Raw genomic sequence first — 19,666 nt, forward strand, 5'->3', positions numbered from 1 at the left:
GCTTTCTAAAGTTGTGCATAGTATATCATAAATGGGGAAGCTTGTATCTGCGGGGAGGCGCAGAAAAATTTAGCCCTTTCCAGCCAAACTTATTGAATGCACTGAAAAATATATTTATGATGAACAAAGAGAAAAGGAGTGGTTCTAGATGAAGGTGCTTATTTATGGGGGACAGATTTATACGATGGCAACAGAAGGAGAGACTGTAGAAGCGGTGCTCGTTTCTGATGACTGCATAGAAAAAACAGGGTCTTACGAAGAATTGCGGCAATTGGCCGATAAGGAAATCGATTTGGCCGGCCGTACCATGTACCCGGGGCTTGTCGACAGCCACCTGCATCTGATCCAGCACGGAGAAAAGCTGATGCGTGTCGATTTATCGAAAATCGACAGTTCAGAAGACATGAAACAGCAATTGATCCGCTCGACGGAAGGCCACTCAGGGGATGAGTGGTTTATCGGTGAAGGATGGAATGAAAACAATTTCCCGGACCGGAAAATCTTCCACCGCAGCGAACTCGATGCCATCTGCGAATCGCCGATGATGCTAAAACGTGTTTGCCGCCATGCGGTACTCGCCAATTCGCGTGCGCTTGAACTGGCAGGCATCACGAAAGAAACCGAAGATCCGGAAGGCGGCGTCATCGTGCGCGATACAAACGGCGAACCGACGGGGTATTTGCTCGATGCAGCACAGGAACTCGTCGCGAATGTCGTGCCGGAAGTGAGCGTCGGCTATTTGACGAAAGCGCTGAAGACTTCTGTCGACGATTTGCTCAAGCTAGGCCTGACAGGAGCACACACGGAAGACATGGGATATTACGGCCATTACTCGCGGCCGCTGCAGGCTTTCCACAATGTGATCGGCAAGGAAACGAAATTCCGCGCCCATTTGCTGCGTGCCCATATCGCCTTTGAGGAAATGATGGAGAACGCCGAGTATTTGGAGCCGTTCATCGATCCAGGCCCGATGAAATTATTCGCGGACGGTTCGATCGGCGGAAGGACGGCTTTGCTTAGCCACCCTTACACAGACGACCCGTCGACTAGCGGCGTGGCGATCCATTCCGATGAAGAACTGAAGCGCCTCGTATCCGTGGCGAGAAAATACGGGGAAGCGGTCGCGATCCACGTCATCGGGGATTTTGCGATGGAAAAAGCGCTTGATGCGATCGAAGCTCATCCAACCCCTCAAGGCAAACGGGACCGGCTCATCCATGCGATGGTGCTGAGAGAAGACTTGCTCGAACGCTTGAAGCGCCTCGATGTTGCACTAGATTTACAGCCGAGTTTCGTGCCTTCGGATTTCCCTTGGGTAGTGGAGCGGCTCGGCGACGACCGTCTCGCGCTATCTTACGCCTGGAAGACACTATTGGATGAAGGCATCATCTGTGCCGGCGGGTCCGATGCGCCGATCGAGGAAGTCGACCCGCGCGAAGGATTGTTTGCGGCTGTCGCGCGCAGGAAGCCTGAAGATACGCATGATGGTTATTTACCTGAACAAAAGCTTAGCCGTTTTGAAGCGATCCGCCTGTACACTTACGGCAGTGCCCAAGCCATATGCATGGAGCATCGCCGGGGATTGATCAAAGAAGGATTCGATGCGGATTTCACCGTGTTCGACCGTGACTTGTTTGAAGGGCCTGAGGAGCAATTGCTTAACGCCGAAGTGGAAATGACGGTCGTCGCAGGCGAAGTCATGTATGAGAAAAATGGAGAGGGGGTGTGAAGATGGAAACGTTTATCATCACCGGTGCTTCAAAAGGCATCGGCCTTGCACTCAGCAAACAATTGGCAGCGTCCGGCCATCAAGTAATCGGCATCGCGCGCTCGAAACCTGAAGACTGGACTGGTGCACGGTTCATCACCCACGATCTGACCGATATCGCAGGGATTTCCCAGGTCATGTCGCAAGCGGCAATAGAAATTTCAGCGGAGGCCAAAGCGGTCACGTTGGTCAATAACGCTGGAACGGTCGAACCGATCGGGTTTGCCGCCGTGAATGATGGACAGGACATCGTGAAGAGCATTACCTTGAATCTGACGGCACCGATGGCTTTGTCTTCCGCTTTCTTGCGCGGAACAGAGTCCTTAAAGACGCGCCGCATCGTCAATATCTCATCAGGTGCCGGCAGAAAACAGGTCAAAGGCTGGAGCGCTTATTGCGCAGGCAAGGCGGGCCTCGATCATTACACGACATGCCTGGATGCTGAATATGAAAACCTTAAAGCGGTTTCGGTTGCGCCGGGCATCATCGATACCGGCATGCAAGAGAAAATCCGGGAAAGCGGGGAAGAGGATTTTCCGCAGATCGAGCATTTCCGCGATTATAAGCGCAGCGGCAAACTCAGCAGCCCGGAAGACACGGCTTCCGGCTTGATCCAGTTGATGCAACGCCCGGATTTCAATGAACTGCCGGTGTTGCTCGATTTAAGGGAGCTGCCGCAATAAAAAGGGGGAAGCCCAATTGGCTACGAAACAGGAAAAGCTGGCAAAATTGCGTGAAGCGGACCAAGCAGGCGTCGATGTGTCGAGCCCAAAAGCCGTTATAACGCATATGCTCGCACAAGGCGATAAAGATGCTGTGCTGTGGTTTTATAAAAAAGGAAGCGTCGAATTCGATTTCGATACTTACCACAAGCTTGTGGCAGAACTGAAAGCGAATTAAGCAAAAACCCCCATTTCACGGCATGTGGATTGGGGGTTTTTAGCTGTCGATTCAGCCGAAAGCAAGGCACTTTCCGGATTGGAATTATGCTATAGTAGCTATAGTTAATTTTAAGAAATGAGTTAATCTTTCAAAAAAAGGATGGAATTCAATGGATACGTTGTTATTTATCGCAATAATTGGGGTGGCGGTTTTTGTCGGGATCGCGTCAAAGAAATACTACGATAAACCCTATATCGTCAATTTCGGAATCGCGGCTTTGATGCTATTGCTTGTCGTTCAGTCGATTTTGATGCAGCCGATTACGATACTTGGCTATATCGCCATTGTGGTCTGTTCGATCGCATTCGTTTTCCAAATGGTGATTGGCTACCGCAATTGGAAAGGCCAGGAATATACAAAAGCATGAAAAAAAGCAGGTGAAGAGAAAGTCTTCACCTGCTTTTTCGTTTCATTAAATTTGTTTTAAGGCGTCTTCGATTTGGCTGTCGCCTGCGGTCAGCTCGAATACTTTGTCTGTAAGATCTGTGGATTCAAGGCACGCGACGATGACAGCTGCGACGTCTTCTCTCGGAATGCTGCCGGGATCGAGTTTCCCGGCTGCAGCAATTTGCCCTGTTCCCGGATCGTCTGTCAATAAGCCGGGCCGGACAATCGTATACGCCAAGCTGCTCGATTGCAAGATGCGATCAGCGTGGTGTTTGGCGATATAGTACGGCGTCATTTCCTTAGTCCAATGGGAGCGGTCATCGGCATGGATGGCGCTGACCATGATGAAGCGCCCGATTCCGGCGCGTTCTGCGGCTTCGACAGCTTTTGCCGCCCCGTCCAAATCGACCGTCAAAGTTTTGTCCGCGCCAGTGGAGGCGCCGCTGCCGGCTGTGAAAACCACTGCATCGCAGCCATCCATCGCTTGCTGCAGTTCCTCGACGCTCCCTTCCAAACTCGCGATCACCGTTTCCGCTTGAAGCCCATCGAAGAACGGGCGCTGTTCTGGGTCGCGGATCATCGCTTTCACCTTATGATCCGGATGTTTCGCAAGCAAGCGTACCAAGTGCTGTCCAATTTTTCCGTTTGCTCCGATGACTAGTGTTTTCATTTCATTAGCCTCCTCGAAAATAAGAATACGTACTTGCTATACCCGAAAAAATGAACGATAGCCAAAATATAGGATATGATGCAAAAAACTAGCATGTTTTCTTTGTGCTGTTTTTAGTATAATTGTAAAAGTAAAATAATTTAAAAATGTTAAATTATAGGAGTGTTAATAGATGAGCAAACAATTCGAGGAAAATGATTTGACCATGCAGGGAAACAATCTAAAAGAAACGCCCCCGGATTTTTCCCAGTTCAAAGGCAAGCGTCTCGACAAGCGGCCGAATCTGTTAGTCGACGGCTTGGTCCATGTCGTATTGACCGGGCTTGGGGCTGCTTTACTGCTGAGCATCGTTTATGTGTTGTTCAATTATATCAATTGGTAAGGAGGAGAGACAATGATCCGCTATCCCGATCGAGCGTTAAGAACCATCGGCGTCACGGCACCTTCTTCAGGGGTGTCCGAAGAACTTCATCATTTGCTTGAAGGAGCTACAGCCCAGTTGGAGAAACAAGGATTTGCTGTCAAAACTACGGCGAATGCCTGGACTCAAAAAGAAGCGAAGTCGTCACCTGCAGCGGTTCGCGCTAAAGAGCTGATCAGCATCTGGCGCGACTCCAAAGTCGATGCGATCATCCCGCCGTGGGGAGGGGAGCTGTTATTGGAAATCCTGGAACATCTGGATTTCCGGAAACTCACCCCGAAATGGCTGCTCGGGTATTCGGATATCAGCTTGCTGTCTTTGGCCGTCACCTTGAACACCGGAATTGCAACAGCGCACGGCACCAATATAATCGACTTGCGCGGCAGTGAAACTGATCCGACTACTGCATGCTGGATAGATGTACTGTCCTCGACAAAAACCTCGGTTATCAAGCAAGTCTCTTCCGAGAAATACCAAAAAAGTTGGGACCATGACAAGCCCACTCCGGCGGTTTTCAATTTGACAGAACCGACCGTGTGGAAGACCGTGTCCGGAAATGCCGAACGGCTGGAAGGCCGTCTTCTCGGCGGATGCATCGATGTAATCCGCCACCTGGTCGGTACTCCATACGGCAATGTCGAAGCTTTCCGGAAGAAATCCATACCGGATGAACCGGTCATCTGGTTTTTGGAAAACTGCGAGATGAACACGGCGGATTTGAAACGCAGCCTGCTGCAGATGAAATATGCAGGCTGGTTCGACAATTGTTCCGGCATCGTATTCGGCAGAAGCGAAGCGAACGAGCCGGTGCAAGGGTATACCGCGGAGATGGTTTATCAGGAACTTGCGGAGCAATTAAAAGTTCCCATTGTTTATGATGCCGATATCGGCCATCAGCCGCCGCAAGTGATTCTGGTCAACGGGGCGCACGCCCTTTTCCACGTTGACGATGGAAAAGGGCGTGTCGTCCAGGAATTCCGTTAAAGAAAGGAAGGGTGTCGTATGGAATATCGCCGATTAACGCCAGAAGACGCCGAGCAGTACAGGGAACTTCGCTTGATGGCGTTGCGGACGGATGCCGATGCTTTTTCAACCGATTTTAACGAAGCAAGACAAAGGCCGGTGAGTGCGACAGCTAAAAACCTGGCCAATCCTGCGGCTGTAACATTCGGTGCGTACGGCGAAGGCCGTCTGCTCGCGATAATGACACTGTTCCGGCTGTCTGGGAAAAAAACCAGCCACCGAGCTGAAGTACTCGCCGTCTATGCAAGGGAAGAATCGAGAGGGGCGGGAATTGCGTCAACGCTTTTTGGTCATTTGCTGGCGTTTGCGGGGGAGTGGGAAGGGCTCGAGCAGCTCGAACTGGCCGTCAATTCGGAAAACTCGCGCGCAATCGATTTTTACGATAGGTTCGGCTTTACGCGCATCGGCATCTTGCCGAATGCACAGCAGACGGACGGACGTTACATCGACGAATTGATGATGGTGCTGAAGCTGGGAAATGAATGAACCAGAAAAAGCGGAGACAAGGGTCTCCGCTTTTTTATTGTTCATTTAAAATATACAATTTGTCGTCGCCTTCTGTTGGGGTGCCCCGGCCATCGGTATTGTTCGTGATGAAATACAAATCGTTGCCGTCAGAATAAACGTCGCGGATGCGGCCGTATCCTTCGATGGAATCGGTGATTTCTGCCGACTCCGGATCCATTACTTTGATCGCTGTCCCACGAAGTGCTGCGATATACAGCGCACCGTCGTGAAAGTCGATCCCGCTAGGTGCCCACGTATCATCTGCGCCACTCGTGACAAACGGCGCTTCTAACCCATCAGCCGTTTCTTCCCCTTCAATTTCGGGCCAGCCGTAATTGGCATCCTGTTTGATGATATTGATTTCGTCGTTCGCCGATTGGCCGTGTTCGGAGGCGTACATCGTGCCCCCGTCCCAGGCTATGCCTTGAGGGTTCCGGTGGCCGTGTGAATAGATTTCAAATTCATTGAATTCGTTAAGGCGGAGAATTTTCCCGTTGACTGAAGCGGGATCCTGCGCAAGGTCCGGTTCGGATGCGTCTCCGATGGTCGCATAAAGCGTGCCGTCTTCACTGAATTCTAACCTGCCGCCGTGATGGACATTGCCTGTCGGAATGCCTGACAAGAGAACGGCCGTTTCCGACCAGCTTCCGCCGTCTAAATGAAACTCCGCAATTTTGTTATAAGAATTGCCATTGTCTTCATAAACATAATAGCCGTAAGCTTCCTGTGAGTCATCGAAATCCGGCTTCAGCACGAATCCGAGAAATCCTGCTTCAGAAGCCGAAGACAAGGGCGAAGAGAAATTGACGTCTTGGCGTTCCAACTTTCCTTCAGCATCAATGTAAGCGACTGTGCCTGGGCGTTCTGATATATAGAAAGCGTCATCTTGCTTGTTGATTGACCAAGGGGCTTCAAGGTCCGTGGCGATCACATCTGCAGGTGCGGTCGCTTCATCGGGATTCGCGGGCCCATTGCTGCATCCGGCAAGAGCTGCTGCAAGAATCCCGGGGAAAATCCATTTTTTCAACTTGAAAACCTCCTTTTTATTCATCATAATCTAAGCAGGAAGCGATGGGAAATGTAAAACAGCAAGGAGGACGAAAAATGCCGCTGCTAAAAGACGTCAAAGAACAAGAAGAGTTGCGCAAAAAACGCAATTTGGTCCGCATCATCACATGGATCAGCATCGCAGTCGTGCTGTTCATCCTATGGTATGTAAATTAAAAGGGAATGCAAAGGAAAACGCGAAGCCAGTAGTCTAGGCTTCGCGGTTTTGCAGTTATGCATTTGTTTTTTGCTGTGGTTTGGCGATAATCCATTCGACGATGACAAACACTGCTACGAGGACAATCATTAAATTGATCAGCCCGGCGTCCAAATACTTATCGCGGAAAATGATGGCGACCGTCAAAACGTAAAAGACGGCCTGTGTTACTTTTGCAGCAGGCGGCACTTCGTTTTTCGGATAGCGCAGCCGGCCGAGCTGGAACGCCAGAAAAGCGAATAACAGAATTAAGTATTGTGGCCAAGTAAAGCTGTCGTTGACCAGATTATTCATCAATGCGTAAACGATTAATGGAACGAGATACAATAAAAGCGTTTTCAAGGGAGATCCTCATTTCTGCTATTTTTTGCGCGGAGTGCTATTTTGCCGTTCTTTCAATAGCTGGATCAAATTGTAGACAGCGAAAGCGAGTGCAAGCCCGACGATGATCACCGATAATAAGGGATAGAGCGATACGCCGTTTTGCATGATGTCCACGATGCGTGCATAGATGATGAATGGGCCGATCAGGATGATGAAAATATCGAGTGCGGTTCCTAGTTTCGATCTCATAAATAGCCTCCAGTAAATCAGTATGTCACCATCATATCAGAATCGCATGTGCCTGGCATGCCCAAAGCAAAAAGCAGCCGCTCAAAGTTGAACGGCTGCTTTCTTTATTTATGCTCTTTTAGTTTGTCGTTGGCAAGTGCATGGGCTGCCTTGTTCTGGGAATCCGGAATCCATTTGATGAAGCAATAATCGAATCCATCCGCAATCGCCAAGGATTCATCGAGCAGTTTTCTGTAGACCGGATTTTTCACGAAGCGTTTTTCGAAGGCATCGACGACGAGCTTCGAGTCCGATTTGATGGACACCATTCCTGTCGCGAGCGGACGAGCGAGCTCCAGCCCTTTTAACAGCGCCGTGAATTCGGCCTGGTGATTATCCATTTTGCCGACATACTGGCTCCATTTGATGGAATGCCCTTCGCCTCTTAAAAACACGCCGACCGCGCTGACGTTGACACCGCCGGCAGTCGATGCGTCCACGAACAATTCGATCATCGCGCGGCCTCCTGTTCATCGAGCGGCCGGATTTTCTTCGCGATATAGCCAAACGGCGTATCCAGTACCGACACGATAAATTTCAGGACATAGGTCGAGATGAAGATCTGGATCCAGACATCGAACGGAAAGACGCCGAAAAAAGCGATCGATGTGAAGATCAAGGTGTCGATCAATTGGCTAAGCAGGGTCGAGCCGTTATTGCGGATCCAGAACTGGCTGTCTTTCGGAAAAACTTTCCGCAAAGCTGAAAAGACGATGACGTCGATATGCTGCGCAAGCAGATAGGCGATCATGCTGGCAATGGCGATTTGCGGCACCAGGCCGAATACGGTTTCGAGTGCTCCGTGGGCAAAATCACTGTCCGCGGGAATGAACTGAAGGCCGAATTGCATCGTCACGACCATGATCAAAAGCGAGGAAAAGCCGAGCCATACTGCTTTTTTCGCTTCTTTTCTGCCGTATTTTTCATTGAGGATATCGGTTGCAAGAAAAGTCGAGGCATACAAGCTATTGCCGAGCGTTGCGGTCAATCCGATGATTTCAATCGTCTTTGTCACTTGGATATTCGCCAGGATGGTGGCGAAAGCGACCCAGGCGAACAGCCCGGTCTTGCCAAACACTTTATACATGATGAGCAATAACACAAAATTGAACAGGGCGAAGCCGAGCCCTAAGAATTCATTAAACAAACTGCTTCCTCCTTAGTTTTGGTAGAGCGGGAAGTTTCGAACCGCTGAAGGACGAAAATGTCCCAAGCCAGTATACCGATTGTTGCGGAAAAAAACAAATTCATAGTAGAATAATAGAATGACATTTTGCGGAGGGACCCGAATGAAAAAAGTATCCATTATCAACGAAATCGATGAAATGCTCAATACGTATTGTGAAGGCTGCTTTGTCAAAGCCCAACTCCGCAAGGACGAAGGAAAAACAGCGGCGCACCGCTTTTGCATCAGCGAATGCACAGTCGGCACCCAATTGCAGTTTTTGGGCCAGGAATTGAATAAAATCGGCACGGGCGGTAAGTGAACCCTTGAGCCGCTGCAGGGCGTTTTCATGAGCATAGCAATCCAGTATGCACGGATTTGCCTGAATAAAAAGAAGACCCAGGAAAAATTCCTGGGTCTTTTTGTTTCAATTTTTATGGTTGGTCCTGCGCGACGTTCGCTGCTTGCGGCCCGCGATTGCCGTCAATGATATCGAACGAGACAGCTGCGCCTTCTTGCAGCGATCGGAAACCATCACCTTGGATGCCGGTAAAATGGACAAAAACATCATCACCGTTGTCACATTCGATAAAGCCATAGCCTTTTTCTGAATTGAACCATTTCACAATTCCGTGGTGCATGGACCTTCCCCCTAATATTCAGATTGTCGGACCCTCAGCTTTAGAGCCAATGGATGGCTTAACTATACATGATGGTGCATATAAGGTCAATACGGCGATGGGGCGCCGTTTCAGTCCATTACACGTTATAATGGGGCCAGAACAATTTAAAGGAGAGAACCCATGAATCACCAAGCCATAGCGGACTGCCGCATGAAAGTGAAAAGTATCTATGAACAATTTGACGCCAGCCACGACTGGCAGCACATCGAACGGGTGCTGGAAAATGCGCGCCATATTGCAAAGGCGGAAGGCGGCGATCAGGCACTGATCGAGCTTGCCGTATTATTGCATGACGTCTCCGACCCGAAATACAAAAAGGCGGGAGAAGACCCGGAACAAGAAATCCTCCAGCAGCTTGAGCTGACGGACGCTGAGCGCAGCGAGATTCGCTCGATTATCCGGACCGTCTCTTTTAAAGGCGGGACGAACGAAGAACCTGCAACGCTTGAAGGCAGAATCGTCCGCGATGCCGACCGCCTCGATGCGATCGGTGCGATCGGCATTGCACGCGCCTTTGCATACGGCGGCGCAAAAGGCCGTAAATTATATGACCATGATGAACAGGCGCGCACCGCGATGACCGAAAGCGAATACCGGAACGGCGATACGAGCACCGTGACGCATTTTTACGAGAAGCTTTTGCTGTTGAAAGAACTCATGTTGACGGATAGCGGAAAGCAAATGGCTGAAGAACGCCACCGATTTATGCTATCCTTTCTAGAGCAACTACAAAACGAAACGGATGGGAAAAAATGAGCCACTTACACGTAACAAACCTAAGCAAATCAGTGGGGGTCAAAACCCTCTTCACCAATGTCGAATTCTCGCTTTACCCGGGAGAACGTGCCGGCTTGATCGGCGTCAACGGCACCGGCAAGTCGACTCTTTTGTCGATCCTTGCTGGCGAGCTCGAATCCGACACCATGGAAATGGACCATCCAAAAAAATACCGGATTACCTATTTGATGCAGGAGCCTGAATTCGACGAATCGCTGACTGTCCTGGAAACGGTCTTCTCCGGCGACTCGCCGTTGCTTGCGCTCAACCGTTCCTATGAAAAGGCGCTGCAAAATATGATCGCTGACTCGGGGTCTGAACAATTGCAGGAAGAATTGATGAAAATCCAGGAAGGCATGGAACGCGAAAACGCCTGGGATATCAACGCCTTGGCCAAAACGGCATTGACCAAACTTGGCATCGATATGTACGACCAGCAAGTCAGCGAATTGTCCGGCGGCCAGCGCAAACGCGTAGCGCTCGCCAAAGCCTTGATCGAACCGGCCGACTTGATCCTCTTGGACGAGCCGACCAACCATTTGGACGCAGGCTCTACGGAATGGCTGCAGGAAACGCTTCTGCGCATGAACAGCGCCATGCTGTTCGTAACGCATGACCGTTACTTCCTCGACGCTGTCTCGACGCATATCTTTGAACTGGCCGACCAGACGATGTATACGCATAAAGGAAACTACGGCGACTACCTGGAAGCAAAAGCCGTGCGCGAAGAAATGGCCGAAGCGACGAAACAAAAGATGCACAACCGTTTCCGCTCGGAGCTGAAATGGATCCGCCGCGGCGCGAAAGCCCGCAGCACAAAGCAAAAAGCGCGCATCCAGCGTTTTGACCAATTATCGGAAGACCTGCAATCAACGTCCGATAACACGAGCCTTGAACTATCGATGCAGAGCCAGCGACTCGGCAAGAAAATCATCGAAGGGGAAGACTTGGCCGTTTCATACGGCGACCATCAAATTTTCCATTCCTTCGACTTCTTACTGCAAGGCGGCGACCGCATCGGTATCGTCGGGCCGAATGGTGCCGGGAAATCGACGCTCATGAAATTGATCGCCGGCGACCTGGAAGCGACAAGCGGCACGTTGGACTACGGAAGTACCGTCAAGATCGCGCATTTCACGCAGCGTTTACCGGAAATGGACGAATCCCAGCGCATGATCGAATACATCCAGGAAGTATCGAGCGATTTCGAAGCGGAAAAAGGCGTACGTTTGTCCGCGACTCAAATGCTCGAACGATTCCTGTTCCCGTCGAATGCCCACGGCACCTTGATCGGCAAATTGTCAGGAGGCGAACGCAAGCGCTTGTACTTGCTGAAATTGTTGATGGAAAAACCGAATATCCTGTTGCTCGATGAGCCGACGAATGATCTGGATATCCAGACTTTATCCGTCCTTGAAGACTTTTTGGAGAATTTCCCAGGCGTCGTCTTGACCATTTCCCACGACCGCTTTTTCCTTGACCGGATCGCGAAAAAGCTATGGACGCTCGGAAGCGGCACGGTCGAAGAGTATCAAGGATTGTACACGGACTGGCTGAAAGAAAAGAAGCCGGTAGTTGAGCCGCAAGCTGCTATTGTGGCAAATGACATGCCGGCTGCAGACTCTGCATCGCGAGCACCGGAAAAAAAGAAGAAGATGAGTTTCCTCGAGAAAAAGGAATATGATGGCATACTCGACAAAATCGCGGAAGTGGAAGACAAAATCGAGCAGACCGAGGCGGAAATGTCCAAAGCCGGGTCTGATTTTGATAAATTGCAGGAATTGACCGACCAAATCGATGCTTACACCGTCGAGTACGATGAATTGATCGAACGGTGGAGCTATCTGCAGGAACTGGCAGAAGCGTAATACACACAGGAGGGATTATCTTGAAAATAGTAGCTATTGAACCGACTCCAAGCCCGAATACGATGAAAGTGATCATCGACCAGGAATTGCCGTTCGGGAAAAGCCATAATTACAAGAAAGACCAGACGGAAGGCGCGCCGAAAGAAGTGCAGGAAATCTTAGAGATCGATGGCGTCAAAGGCGTCTACCATGTGGCGGATTTCCTTGCCGTCGAACGCAACGCAAAATCCGACTGGGAAGGCATTCTTGCTGATGTCCGGCGCGTCTTCGGCGAAGGCAATGGCTCCGAGGAAGAACTCGAGATCGATGAGCATTTCGGTGAAGTGTATGTCCATGTCCAGGAATTCAAAGGCATTCCGTTGCAAGTAAAAGTGTTCGATTCGCAATCGGAAGAGCGCTTTGCGATGCCGAACCGTTTTGTGCAGGCGATGAACAAAGTCATGGACCCGACTGATGAAAACTTCATTTTCCAGCGCAAATGGGCAGATTACGGCGTCCGCTACGGCGAAAAAGAGGAAATCGGCAAAAGCATCGTCGAAGAAATCGAAGCGGCTTACCCTGACGACCGTTTGGAATCCTTGACCAGCAAAACCGAATCAAATGAATCGGCTGGCAAAATCGACAAACGCAGAGTATCGCTGGAAGAATTCGACGCACCGGATTGGGAAACGCGCTTTCAATTGCTCGGCCAATTGGTTGAAGCGGATCTTGAGGATTTGCAGCTGTTAGGAAAGGCATTGGAAGACGACAAAATGTCGATCCGCCGCCAAGCAGCCATCTATCTCGGCGACATCGACGACGAAGCGGTCGTACCGTACGCAGAACAGGCGATGAGAGACAAGTCATGGGCGGTCCGCCGCACAGCTGGTGACACCATCAGCGACCTTGGCTTCGAAGCGTTCGAACCGATCATGATCGAAACATTGCAAGACAAGAACAAGCTCGTGCGCTGGCGTGCCGCGATGTTCTTGTACGAAACTGGAACAGAACAAGCGCTTCCGGCACTGAAGGAAGCGGAAAATGACCCTGAGTTCGAAGTGAAGCTCCAGATCAAGATGGCGATCGCCCGCATCGAACAAGGCGAAGAAGCGCGCGGTTCGGTATGGAAGCAAATGACCGAAGCCCGCCAGACGATGAAAGACAATAAGTAAGAGGCAAATGTTTCCCGCCTCCTTCCTTGAGGTAAAGAGCAATACGACGCTTTACTTGGAGGAGATAGAAAATGGCTGAAAAACAAGTGTATTCGATAGAAGTGCTTTGCCGAGGCAAGTACGAATCGTGGGAATTCGAGCAGGAAGACGAACGCGACAGGTTTTATGAGTCGGTGAAGAAAGAATTCGCCGATCATGCGTTCGAAGAAGAGCCGACGGATGTGGAAGATACGGAAATCCTGCAGTTGAGCGCCAATTCCATGCATATCGATGAGGAAGGCGAAGTGGACCAGAAAATGCGCTATGACTGGTTCCATTACGATAGTTTCGGGGATATGCTGGCGTATATTAATGAACATTATAAAGAAAAACATTAGTTGGATCCCAAAAATGAAAATGGCAGCAAACTGCATGTATGCAGTTTGCTGCCATTTTTTTACTGGGATTAGTTAGCGATGACCAATGCTGAGAAAAATCACAATGATTTTTATTCACAGCCGACACCGTCACCGTCTCGATCGAGATGCTTACCGTATCCGGGGTCGCCACGGTAAACAGGGGCGGCCCCGTCTTCCCGGGCCGCAGTGCAATTGTCATACTCTACCGAAGCAGTTGATGAAGCCGGGGCTGCGGCAGCTGTTGATGGTTCATTAGAAACTTGAGGAGTCGAGTCTTCAGCCTGTGCTGTTAAACCTGAAATGGTGTCATTTAACGCGTCATTTTCAGCTTGAGCATCAGCGAGCTGTTTTTCGAGAGCGCTTATATTTTCCGTCAAACCTTCTTTTTCTTGATTGAATGTTTCTTTTTGTTTTTTCAATTCGTCAGCTGCATTTTCATTTTCCGCCATTTTTACGGTCATCTCTTCAATCAGTTCTTTATTCGTAGTGTTTTCTTCACTCAATAAAGCCAATTCATTTTTTTTGTCGTTCCAATCGCTCTGTAATTCATTGTATTTAGTTTCTATGTCGTTTTTTTCAGCGGCAATTTCCCTGTTCTCGAATTCAAGTTCATCGTTTAACACCAGTAAATTATCACGCTCGGCTTCCATTTGCCTTGTCCCTAGAAAATCAAAAATGAGTATGGAAAGCGCCAATACAGCAAAAGCGATAAAAGCATTTCGCCCATAGCCCTGTGGCCCATGGGCTTTTTTAGTTGATTTGACCATTAACCATTGAATACCAAAAACAGCAAAAAGGATTCCAGCAGCCACAGCCAGTAGGATGAAAAACGCTTGCATTAAACTCCCCCCTTAACCTTTTTTGTGAGTTTATAACAGCGGAAGAGAGAGACTATGGTAAACCAATTTTTGAAACACTGAAAATTGATATCATCAATGGTAAATTATTATAAAAGTTAAATTAATTATAACATATAAGTAAATTTTTTATGTTAAAAAAATGATAATAAATAACTTTTTTGATATTTCGTGGAGTCTGAAGAAAACGCAAGAAGATTTTATGGATGTCCAATTTTGGAAAGATGATTTCAGTCCAGGATATGTGATTAAAATCATTTACATGTCAACAAATGAAATTAACCTTCAAGTAAGTTAGAATAAAGAGTGGAGAAGTAAAACCATTCTTATAAAAAATTAAAGAAAGCAGGGATATATATGAACGCATACGATGAATACATGAAGGGCATTGTCGTCCCGATGCGCAAAGAATTGACGGAATCCGGATTCACGGAGCTGACGACGGCTGAAGATGTCAATGAACATATGAGCACGGCACAAGGCGTGAGCCTCGTGATCATCAACTCAATCTGCGGATGTGCCGCAGGGCTTGCACGCCCGGCAGTACGCGAAGCGGTTGAACTGTCTGAGCATAAGCCGGATCATTTGGTGACAGTATTTGCTGGGCAAGACAAGGAAGCGACAGCGCAGATGCGCCAGTATTTTGAGGAAGTGCCGCCATCGTCTCCTTCAATCGCAGTCTTGAAAGACGGGCAGCTTGCGCATTTCATTCCGCGCGAAGAAATCGAAGGCTTTGAGATGGAACAAGTGCGTGATGCCGTGAAACAAGCGATCGAGGAAGCAGCGCAGTGAAGACGGTCGTCACGACCGCTTACCGGCCGACTGATGCGACTAAGCGCTGTGCACAAGAGACCGCACAGCTCCTTGGTCTGCAGGCAGTCGAGCGCAATAAGCGGCCGATCTACAAACTGCACGAAGAACTGGCTGCGGACATCATCGTCTGCAAAAAAGAACGGCTCGAGCTTTATCCAGTCGGACAAAGCGAGCCGTTCTTTTTTCATCCCAATTCGGCGGCATTTCGCTCGAAGCGGCCATTAGAAAACGATCCACTTGTTGAAGTGTCCGGACTCGGGCCAGGAGATGCCTATCTGGATTGCACGCTCGGCATGGCAAGTGATGCGCTCATTGCTTCGCTTGTCGTTGGTGGCACAGGAAAAGTCGTTGGTTGTGAAAGCGACCCGGTCATCGCCCATGTCATCCGGGAAGGCTTGAAAAATTATCAGAACATGCCAAAGCTGCACGAATCGATGAGGCGCATCCAAGTCGTCCCGCAAAATGCGGTCGATTATTTGAAGGGCCTTGATGATGATGCCTTCGATGTCGTTTACATGGATCCGATGTTCACGGAACAGATTGCCGAAGCGTCGAACTTCGCGCCGCTCCGGAACAATGCGGACCACGGGCAATTGACGGAGGAATGGGTAGAGGAAGCGAAGCGCGTCGCTAGGAAAAGCGTCGTCTTGAAAGCGCATTTCCGCTCGACTGATTTTGAGGCGTTCGGCTTCAAGCGGCGCGTGCGCCCAAATACGAAATTCCATTTCGGTGTCATCCAAATGAATAAGACCCAATAAAAAATCTCCCAAAAGCGGGAGATTTTTTTCGGAGTGTTGAAGAAGTCTGAAATTCATTATAAATTAAACGAAGATTATCTTTTCCGCATTCAAAAATCAATGATATGGTTTAGTGTTTAAAGAAGCGTTCGTTCGTAAACCCTTCTGCTCAATAATGCTGCGCATTACTTCGCAAAGATAAGCTCTCACGTAGTTCGATATTATTTTTCCTGCGGGAGCAGCGAAGCGACGGGTTTGAGAGACCCCGCAGGGAATGATTAAGCGAAGCTTCGCTGAGCCTAATCATTTGCGACGCATCTGCCACGCAGATGTGGGAGCAGCGGTTTTCGTAGTGAACGAGGAGGCTCGATTCCCGCCCGCGGAAAGCGAGCGATAAGCTTCGGAAAATACGGCTTCTTACCTTTCTCGACACAATAAAAAAATCTCCCAAAGCGGGAGATTTTTTTAGTCTGTAAAGGATAGCGAAGTCAAATACACAAGCATAAACAATAGACCCAATCCAATCAATAATGACGCGTCCATGAAAATTCCTCCTTTTTGAAAAAAACAAGGCGTGCTTACTCGCTTTATTGTACAATGAATTGGAAGAAGATGAAACCTTTCCACATAAAAATCGTTTATTACAATAGTAAGCTTGACAAAATGTTCAAAATTGAAGGTGATGAATGTGAAAAGCTGGTGGCAAAAATCCTTGATGGTCGTAGTGGCGGTCCTAACATTGGGCGCAATTACACCGAACCATATGATTTGGGAGTCCTTGCTCGATGAAAAAGGGGAACCGAAATCACATGCAAGCCAAGGGGATACGAAACAATATACGATAGAATGGATCGACCCGGAAGAGTATTATGTGACGGCCGACTCGATTTTGGCCGATTTCCGCCAGGCCGCTGAAGAGCAGTCCTATATAAAATTCGGTTCACGCATCGGCCCGGTGATCGACTCGGAATTCCGCACGCGCATTTTGCCGGCGATCCAGGGCGTCATCGACACGGAACTGGCCGCATACGGCAAAGACAGATTGCGCAATTTGGCGATTTCCGAAAAACCGTCCGGCGACCATGCCGAGAAAATTTTCCACGTCTATGACAAAGACAGCGGGCAAGATGAAATCCGTTTCCATGTCCGGACCGAGAAAAAACCGCTCGAAGGCTATTCGTTCAATTTCCATTACCATTTGGCAAGTGACCAGTACCAGCGCCACATCAGCATCGGGGACATCTACTGGTCCAAAGACACCCCGCCTAAATGGCTTTCCTGAAACCGTTATCACCATAACGGTTTTTTTTGATGTCCTCATTTTTTTCTGAAATCATGGTATTCTTAAAGTTTTTCTTATTCGAGTTGTTTTTGTTATGATGATACTAATAATGGAGGGAATTGCATGAAACAATATTTAGCGTTATGTGAACACATTCTGGACAAGGGGGCAAAAAAAGAAGACCGTACGGGAACCGGGACGCTCAGCGTATTCGGCCACCAAATGCGCTTTGACCTGGCAGAGGGCTTCCCGCTCATGACCACCAAGAAAACGGCGTTCCGCCTCATTGTCTCCGAACTTCTCTGGTTCATTAAAGGCGATACGAATGTCCAGACTTTATTGAAGGATAATAACCACATCTGGGATGAGTGGGCGTTTGCGCAATGGGTCGAAAGCGATGAATACGACGGGCCGGACATGTTTGATTTCGGCCGGCGGGCACAGCGCGATCCGGAATTTGCGGAACTGTACAAACAGCAGATGACGCTGTTCCAGGAAAAAGTGCTGGCAGATGACGGGTTTGCGAAAAAATACGGAGATTTGGGTCCGGTCTACGGCAAGCAATGGCGATCGTGGGCAGCGACTGACGGCGGGCAGATCGACCAGCTGAAAAATGTCGTCGAGTCGATCAAGAACAACCCGGACTCGCGCCGTCATTTGGTGACAGCATGGAATCCGGAATTCATCGATGACATGGCGCTTCCGCCTTGCCACATCATGTTCCAGTTTTACGTGGCGGATGGCAAATTATCGTGCCAGCTATACCAAAGAAGCGCAGACGTCTTCCTCGGCGTGCCGTTCAATATCGCCTCCTATGCGCTTTTGACGCATCTGGTGGCCAAGGAATGCGGGCTTGAGCCTGGTGAATTCATCCACACAACTGGCGATACGCATCTCTATGTGAACCATTTAGATCAAGTGCAGGAGCAATTGGGCAGAGAACCGAAAGCTTTGCCGTCATTGAAATTAACAGACGGCAAATCGATGTTCGAGATGGAAATGGAAGACATTCAAATCGAGGGCTATGACCCGCATCCGCGGATCAAAGCGCCTGTCGCTGTATAACGGCCAAGGAGGAAAACTTATGATTTCATTAATGGTGGCACATGACCCGGAATACGTAATCGGCAAGGATAATCAATTGCCATGGCACATTCCGGAAGATTTGGCCTATTTTAAAAAACATACAATCGGGAAAGGCATGGTAATGGGGCGCAATACGTTCGAATCGATCGGGCGTCCCTTGCCGAAACGGCGCAATATTGTCGTCACGCGCAACACCGGGTACACGGCTCAAGGCGTCGACATCACCCACAACCTGGCTGATGCAATCGAATTGGCCAAACAGCAACACGAGGAAGTGATGGTCATCGGCGGCGAGCAAATTTTCCGCGAAGCCTTGCCGATCGCTGACAGGCTCTATATTACACTGGTCCACCAGCCGTTTGAGGGGGATACGTTTTTCCCTGAATACGGAAGGGAATGGAAGTTAGTATCCGAGTCTGAGCGCCATCTTTCAAACGGCATCCCGTATTCCTATTTGGTGTTTGAACGCGATGCGGGAGGAGAAACGCTTGCTTAAGTCTGCCCGAACATTCTCCTACCTATTTGGCTATTTGCCGATTGCCGCCAAAAATCTGGCGAAGTTCAAAAAGCGCAAAGTGCAATTGGGCCAACCGGAATATTCCCGGCTAATCCATAGCGAGCCCCAGAAATGGGCGTCCGGCATCATGAAGCGCACCGGCAGTGAAGTGGAAGTGAGCGGGCTCGATTATTTGCCGGAAGGGCCGGTGCTGTTTGTCAGCAACCACGAAGGCAATTTCGACATTCCGGTGCTGTTGTCGTCGATCCCGAAACCGTTCGGCTTTATTTCCAAAGAAGAAGTGAGGAAATTCCCGATCATCCCGTCTTATATGGAAGAGATGAATTGCGTATTCCTTGACCGTACCGACCGGCGCAGCGCATTCAAGTCCATTACCGATACTATCGGCAAGCTTCAGGAAGGCCATTCCATCCTGATCTTTCCGGAAGGCACGAGAAGCAAAGGGCAGGGCCTCAAGGAATTCAAAGCCGGATTCATGCGCATCGCAAAAGAAGCCCAAGTGCCGGTCGTGCCGATTGCGATCGAAGGGACATCGCGCATCATGGAAAACAACAATAACCAAATCCGCCCGGCCCATGTGACCGTCCAGGTGCTCAAGCCGATCACCCCCGAAGAGCTGGACGCTGCGGGCGTAAAAGCGGCGCAATTGGTCAAGAGCCGCATCGAACAGGCGCTGGCAGAAGTCCAGTGACTTTTTGTATGCAAAGCAAAACCCTTAACACCTATCAGAAGATGAAA

Annotated in this window: 26 protein-coding genes; 18 read left to right on the plus strand and 8 right to left on the minus strand. The window is 49.4% G+C overall.

Annotated elements, in window-relative coordinates; translation table 11 throughout:
* The first annotated feature begins 148 nt into the window (after nucleotides 1-148).
* The 4 genes from DP119_RS06025 to DP119_RS06040 all read left to right on the plus strand — a co-directional run bounded on the left by DP119_RS06025 (nucleotide 149) and on the right by DP119_RS06040 (nucleotide 3,077).
* The gene (locus tag DP119_RS06025) at nucleotides 149-1,729 is read left to right on the plus strand and encodes an amidohydrolase (protein WP_112231734.1); all 1,581 of its coding nucleotides are present in this window, start codon (nucleotides 149-151) and stop codon (nucleotides 1,727-1,729) included.
* 2 nt (nucleotides 1,730-1,731) lie between these two features.
* Nucleotides 1,732-2,451 (plus strand): SDR family NAD(P)-dependent oxidoreductase, encoded by a 720-nt coding sequence (locus DP119_RS06030; RefSeq protein ID WP_240616372.1) that lies wholly within the window; start codon nucleotides 1,732-1,734, stop codon nucleotides 2,449-2,451.
* A 16-nt stretch (nucleotides 2,452-2,467) separates the two neighbouring features.
* The gene (locus DP119_RS06035; protein ID WP_112231738.1) at nucleotides 2,468-2,668 is read left to right on the plus strand and encodes a hypothetical protein; all 201 of its coding nucleotides are present in this window, start codon (nucleotides 2,468-2,470) and stop codon (nucleotides 2,666-2,668) included.
* A 151-nt stretch (nucleotides 2,669-2,819) separates the two neighbouring features.
* The gene (locus tag DP119_RS06040; RefSeq protein ID WP_112231740.1) at nucleotides 2,820-3,077 is read left to right on the plus strand and encodes a hypothetical protein; all 258 of its coding nucleotides are present in this window, start codon (nucleotides 2,820-2,822) and stop codon (nucleotides 3,075-3,077) included.
* Between the two features lie 45 nt (nucleotides 3,078-3,122).
* Here the strand turns inward: DP119_RS06040 and DP119_RS06045 are convergent, their stop codons facing one another.
* A complete protein-coding gene (locus DP119_RS06045; protein ID WP_112231742.1) occupies nucleotides 3,123-3,767 on the minus strand; it encodes an SDR family oxidoreductase in 645 nt (214 codons plus the stop codon).
* A 172-nt stretch (nucleotides 3,768-3,939) separates the two neighbouring features.
* On the opposite strand from DP119_RS06045, the gene DP119_RS06050 reads away from it, so the two are divergent.
* From DP119_RS06050 to DP119_RS06060, 3 genes are read left to right on the plus strand one after another with little or no spacing between them, the layout of a single operon-like run.
* Nucleotides 3,940-4,149, plus strand: coding sequence for a hypothetical protein (locus DP119_RS06050; protein WP_112231744.1), 210 nt, complete (start codon nucleotides 3,940-3,942; stop codon nucleotides 4,147-4,149).
* Nucleotides 4,150-4,161: 12 nt separating this feature from the next.
* Complete coding sequence (locus DP119_RS06055; RefSeq protein ID WP_112231746.1) at nucleotides 4,162-5,172, plus strand: S66 family peptidase; 1,011 nt, start codon at nucleotides 4,162-4,164, stop codon at nucleotides 5,170-5,172.
* Nucleotides 5,173-5,190: 18 nt separating this feature from the next.
* Nucleotides 5,191-5,697, plus strand: coding sequence for a GNAT family N-acetyltransferase (locus DP119_RS06060; protein ID WP_112231748.1), 507 nt, complete (start codon nucleotides 5,191-5,193; stop codon nucleotides 5,695-5,697).
* 34 nt (nucleotides 5,698-5,731) lie between these two features.
* Here DP119_RS06060 and DP119_RS06065 read toward each other — a convergent pair whose 3' ends face one another.
* The 5 genes from DP119_RS06065 to DP119_RS06085 form a co-directional block, all read right to left on the minus strand.
* Nucleotides 5,732-6,745 (minus strand): PQQ-dependent sugar dehydrogenase, encoded by a 1,014-nt coding sequence (locus tag DP119_RS06065; protein ID WP_240616373.1) that lies wholly within the window; start codon nucleotides 6,743-6,745, stop codon nucleotides 5,732-5,734.
* A 252-nt stretch (nucleotides 6,746-6,997) separates the two neighbouring features.
* Entirely contained in the window at nucleotides 6,998-7,324 is a 327-nt protein-coding gene (locus DP119_RS06070) for a hypothetical protein (protein WP_058380608.1), read from the minus strand.
* An 18-nt stretch (nucleotides 7,325-7,342) separates the two neighbouring features.
* Complete coding sequence (locus DP119_RS06075) at nucleotides 7,343-7,555, minus strand: hypothetical protein (protein WP_068869249.1); 213 nt, start codon at nucleotides 7,553-7,555, stop codon at nucleotides 7,343-7,345.
* A gap of 104 nt (nucleotides 7,556-7,659) precedes the next feature.
* A complete protein-coding gene (locus DP119_RS06080; protein WP_112231752.1) occupies nucleotides 7,660-8,049 on the minus strand; it encodes a ribonuclease HI family protein in 390 nt (129 codons plus the stop codon).
* Nucleotides 8,046-8,741, minus strand: coding sequence for a queuosine precursor transporter (locus DP119_RS06085; RefSeq protein WP_112231754.1), 696 nt, complete (start codon nucleotides 8,739-8,741; stop codon nucleotides 8,046-8,048). Before DP119_RS06085 ends, DP119_RS06080 begins: the two co-directional genes overlap by 4 nt.
* Before the next feature lie 142 nt (nucleotides 8,742-8,883).
* Here DP119_RS06085 and DP119_RS06090 point away from each other — a divergent pair, with 142 nt between their 5' ends.
* On the plus strand, nucleotides 8,884-9,081 hold the full coding sequence (locus DP119_RS06090) for a zinc-finger domain-containing protein (RefSeq protein ID WP_058380612.1): 198 nt from the start codon (nucleotides 8,884-8,886) through the stop codon (nucleotides 9,079-9,081).
* A 112-nt stretch (nucleotides 9,082-9,193) separates the two neighbouring features.
* Here the strand turns inward: DP119_RS06090 and DP119_RS06095 are convergent, their stop codons facing one another.
* Complete coding sequence (locus DP119_RS06095) at nucleotides 9,194-9,400, minus strand: cold-shock protein (protein ID WP_112231757.1); 207 nt, start codon at nucleotides 9,398-9,400, stop codon at nucleotides 9,194-9,196.
* 162 nt (nucleotides 9,401-9,562) lie between these two features.
* On the opposite strand from DP119_RS06095, the gene DP119_RS06100 reads away from it, so the two are divergent.
* The 4 genes from DP119_RS06100 to DP119_RS06115 all read left to right on the plus strand — a co-directional run bounded on the left by DP119_RS06100 (nucleotide 9,563) and on the right by DP119_RS06115 (nucleotide 13,615).
* Entirely contained in the window at nucleotides 9,563-10,198 is a 636-nt protein-coding gene (locus DP119_RS06100; RefSeq protein ID WP_112231758.1) for an HD domain-containing protein, read from the plus strand.
* Nucleotides 10,195-12,087 (plus strand): ABC-F family ATP-binding cassette domain-containing protein, encoded by a 1,893-nt coding sequence (locus tag DP119_RS06105; protein ID WP_112231759.1) that lies wholly within the window; start codon nucleotides 10,195-10,197, stop codon nucleotides 12,085-12,087. The genes DP119_RS06100 and DP119_RS06105 overlap by 4 nt, the downstream gene beginning before the upstream one ends.
* Before the next feature lie 20 nt (nucleotides 12,088-12,107).
* A complete protein-coding gene (locus DP119_RS06110; protein WP_112231761.1) occupies nucleotides 12,108-13,238 on the plus strand; it encodes a conserved virulence factor C family protein in 1,131 nt (376 codons plus the stop codon).
* Between the two features lie 71 nt (nucleotides 13,239-13,309).
* Entirely contained in the window at nucleotides 13,310-13,615 is a 306-nt protein-coding gene (locus DP119_RS06115; protein ID WP_112231763.1) for a hypothetical protein, read from the plus strand.
* Nucleotides 13,616-13,725: 110 nt separating this feature from the next.
* Here the strand turns inward: DP119_RS06115 and DP119_RS06120 are convergent, their stop codons facing one another.
* The gene (locus DP119_RS06120) at nucleotides 13,726-14,475 is read right to left on the minus strand and encodes an excalibur calcium-binding domain-containing protein (protein WP_112231765.1); all 750 of its coding nucleotides are present in this window, start codon (nucleotides 14,473-14,475) and stop codon (nucleotides 13,726-13,728) included.
* A 375-nt stretch (nucleotides 14,476-14,850) separates the two neighbouring features.
* On the opposite strand from DP119_RS06120, the gene DP119_RS06125 reads away from it, so the two are divergent.
* From DP119_RS06125 to DP119_RS06150, 6 genes are all read left to right on the plus strand, one after another.
* Nucleotides 14,851-15,285, plus strand: a complete 435-nt coding sequence (locus DP119_RS06125) for a BrxA/BrxB family bacilliredoxin (protein WP_112231767.1) — start codon at nucleotides 14,851-14,853, stop codon at nucleotides 15,283-15,285.
* A complete protein-coding gene (locus DP119_RS06130; RefSeq protein WP_112231769.1) occupies nucleotides 15,282-16,064 on the plus strand; it encodes a class I SAM-dependent methyltransferase in 783 nt (260 codons plus the stop codon). Before DP119_RS06125 ends, DP119_RS06130 begins: the two co-directional genes overlap by 4 nt.
* Before the next feature lie 667 nt (nucleotides 16,065-16,731).
* A complete protein-coding gene (locus tag DP119_RS06135) occupies nucleotides 16,732-17,325 on the plus strand; it encodes a YpjP family protein (RefSeq protein ID WP_112231771.1) in 594 nt (197 codons plus the stop codon).
* A 123-nt stretch (nucleotides 17,326-17,448) separates the two neighbouring features.
* Nucleotides 17,449-18,390: a thymidylate synthase gene (locus DP119_RS06140; protein WP_112231773.1), complete on the plus strand. Its 942-nt coding sequence runs from the start codon at nucleotides 17,449-17,451 to the stop codon at nucleotides 18,388-18,390.
* A gap of 19 nt (nucleotides 18,391-18,409) precedes the next feature.
* Entirely contained in the window at nucleotides 18,410-18,907 is a 498-nt protein-coding gene (locus tag DP119_RS06145; RefSeq protein ID WP_112231775.1) for a dihydrofolate reductase, read from the plus strand.
* Nucleotides 18,900-19,619, plus strand: a complete 720-nt coding sequence (locus tag DP119_RS06150) for a lysophospholipid acyltransferase family protein (RefSeq protein WP_240616374.1) — start codon at nucleotides 18,900-18,902, stop codon at nucleotides 19,617-19,619. The genes DP119_RS06145 and DP119_RS06150 overlap by 8 nt, the downstream gene beginning before the upstream one ends.
* Nucleotides 19,620-19,666: the final 47 nt, after the last annotated feature.

Source organism: Planococcus maitriensis (genome assembly GCF_003289925.1).
GTDB classification, from domain to species: Bacteria; Bacillota; Bacilli; order Bacillales_A; family Planococcaceae; genus Planococcus; species Planococcus maitriensis.

What these genes read in the sequence shown, in the direction of transcription:
- DP119_RS06025 (WP_112231734.1), top strand. Translation starts at nt 149, where the DNA reads ATGAAGGTGCTTATTTATGGGGGACAGATTTATACGATGGCAACAGAA.
- DP119_RS06030 (WP_240616372.1), top strand. Translation starts at nt 1,732, where the DNA reads ATGGAAACGTTTATCATCACCGGTGCTTCAAAAGGCATCGGCCTTGCA.
- DP119_RS06040 (WP_112231740.1), top strand. Translation starts at nt 2,820, where the DNA reads ATGGATACGTTGTTATTTATCGCAATAATTGGGGTGGCGGTTTTTGTC.
- DP119_RS06045 (WP_112231742.1), bottom strand. Translation starts at nt 3,767, where the DNA reads ATGAAAACACTAGTCATCGGAGCAAACGGAAAAATTGGACAGCACTTG.
- DP119_RS06050 (WP_112231744.1), top strand. Translation starts at nt 3,940, where the DNA reads ATGAGCAAACAATTCGAGGAAAATGATTTGACCATGCAGGGAAACAAT.
- DP119_RS06055 (WP_112231746.1), top strand. Translation starts at nt 4,162, where the DNA reads ATGATCCGCTATCCCGATCGAGCGTTAAGAACCATCGGCGTCACGGCA.
- DP119_RS06060 (WP_112231748.1), top strand. Translation starts at nt 5,191, where the DNA reads ATGGAATATCGCCGATTAACGCCAGAAGACGCCGAGCAGTACAGGGAA.
- DP119_RS06075 (WP_068869249.1), bottom strand. Translation starts at nt 7,555, where the DNA reads ATGAGATCGAAACTAGGAACCGCACTCGATATTTTCATCATCCTGATC.
- DP119_RS06080 (WP_112231752.1), bottom strand. Translation starts at nt 8,049, where the DNA reads ATGATCGAATTGTTCGTGGACGCATCGACTGCCGGCGGTGTCAACGTC.
- DP119_RS06090 (WP_058380612.1), top strand. Translation starts at nt 8,884, where the DNA reads ATGAAAAAAGTATCCATTATCAACGAAATCGATGAAATGCTCAATACG.
- DP119_RS06095 (WP_112231757.1), bottom strand. Translation starts at nt 9,400, where the DNA reads ATGCACCACGGAATTGTGAAATGGTTCAATTCAGAAAAAGGCTATGGC.
- DP119_RS06100 (WP_112231758.1), top strand. Translation starts at nt 9,563, where the DNA reads ATGAATCACCAAGCCATAGCGGACTGCCGCATGAAAGTGAAAAGTATC.
- DP119_RS06105 (WP_112231759.1), top strand. Translation starts at nt 10,195, where the DNA reads ATGAGCCACTTACACGTAACAAACCTAAGCAAATCAGTGGGGGTCAAA.
- DP119_RS06115 (WP_112231763.1), top strand. Translation starts at nt 13,310, where the DNA reads ATGGCTGAAAAACAAGTGTATTCGATAGAAGTGCTTTGCCGAGGCAAG.
- DP119_RS06120 (WP_112231765.1), bottom strand. Translation starts at nt 14,475, where the DNA reads ATGCAAGCGTTTTTCATCCTACTGGCTGTGGCTGCTGGAATCCTTTTT.
- DP119_RS06125 (WP_112231767.1), top strand. Translation starts at nt 14,851, where the DNA reads ATGAACGCATACGATGAATACATGAAGGGCATTGTCGTCCCGATGCGC.
- DP119_RS06140 (WP_112231773.1), top strand. Translation starts at nt 17,449, where the DNA reads ATGAAACAATATTTAGCGTTATGTGAACACATTCTGGACAAGGGGGCA.
- DP119_RS06145 (WP_112231775.1), top strand. Translation starts at nt 18,410, where the DNA reads ATGATTTCATTAATGGTGGCACATGACCCGGAATACGTAATCGGCAAG.